This window comes from Streptomyces sp. UNOC14_S4 (assembly GCF_020740835.1).
Lineage (GTDB): Bacteria > Actinomycetota > Actinomycetes > Streptomycetales > Streptomycetaceae > Streptomyces.
This window is the reverse complement of sequence record NZ_JAINFC010000954.1, coordinates 1-1,125: the sequence shown is the minus strand read 5'-3', so window position 1 is coordinate 1,125 and position 1,125 is coordinate 1. Positions and strand designations below refer to the sequence as shown.

Genomic DNA, 1,125 nt, shown 5'->3' with positions numbered 1-1,125 from the left:
GCAGGCCCGTGTGCCGCGCCCGGCCGCCCCCCAGGACGGCGCGGCGCCCGCGCCCGCCTCCGCCGCCCGGCCGCAGCCGCGCACCCGCAAGGCCCGGCTGCGGGTGGCCAAGGCCGACCCGTGGTCGGTGATGAAGGTGAGCTTCATGCTCTCCATCGCGCTGGGCGTGTGCACGATCGTGGCCGCCGCGGTGCTGTGGACGGTCCTGGACACCATGGGCGTCATCTCCACCGTCGCCGGGACGGTCAGCGACGCCACGTCCAGCGGCAAGGACAGCTTCGACCTCCAGTCCTTCCTGTCGCTGCCGAACGTCCTCCTCTTCACGACGGTCATCGCGGTGATCGACGTGGTGCTGGCCACCGCGCTGGCGACCCTGGGCGCCTTCGTCTACAACCTGTCGGCGGGCTTCGTCGGCGGTGTGGAGCTGACCCTCGCCGAGGACGAATAACGGTGATCGACGCCGGGGGCCCGGACGATTTTGGGACTGGGCCCCAAGTGCGCTAATCTTTCGGTGTCGCGAGGGGCTATAGCTCAGACGGTTAGAGCGCTTCCCTGATAAGGAAGAGGCCACAGGTTCAAGTCCTGTTAGCCCCACTCGCAAGGTCGGCCCGGACGGAGAATTCTCCGCCCGGGCCGATCTGTTTTCCGTGGTGGGCGAGTTGGGCCCGCGCGGGTGCGGAAAGTGGACCCGGCACAGGTCACCGATCGGTATCGGCCGGTGTGTATCATCGGCCACCAGAGGTCCCCTTACGTCTAAGGAAAGACGAGGTCGCGCGGTGAAGAAGCTCCTCCTGGTCGCACTGGCCGCCATCGGCGGGCTCCTCGTGTACCGCCAGATCCAGGCGGATCGCGCCGAGCAGGACCTGTGGACGGAGGCGACCGACTCCGTGCCCGCAGGTTCGGGTGTCTAAAACAAAAAAGTCCTGACGCAGGGCCCCGGCCGCCGAAGCGGCCGGGGCCCTGTCGTTTTGCTTGCGCAAATAAAATCATTGCGAACGTGAATCAGCTCACGCTCAGGGCCCAGATGCCGACCGCGAGGCAGAGCAGCGCGACGAGCAGCACGGGCACGGCGACCTTCGCCGGGGGCGGCGGCACGGCACGGTTACGGGGCCGCCGGTGCGGGGG

Annotated in this window: 2 protein-coding genes and 1 tRNA gene; all 3 read left to right on the top strand. The window is 68.4% G+C overall.

Annotated features, from left to right (window positions below; all coding sequences use genetic code 11):
• Positions 1-448, top strand: a 448-nt coding sequence (locus K6I34_RS37280) for a DUF3566 domain-containing protein (protein WP_229332442.1), incomplete at its 5' end; no start/stop codon positions are given.
• 72 nt (positions 449-520) lie between these two features.
• Positions 521-594 (top strand) — tRNA-Ile (locus tag K6I34_RS37275).
• 182 nt (positions 595-776) lie between these two features.
• Positions 777-911 (top strand): DLW-39 family protein, encoded by a 135-nt coding sequence (locus K6I34_RS37270; RefSeq protein WP_003958712.1) that lies wholly within the window; start codon positions 777-779, stop codon positions 909-911.
• Positions 912-1,125: the final 214 nt, after the last annotated feature.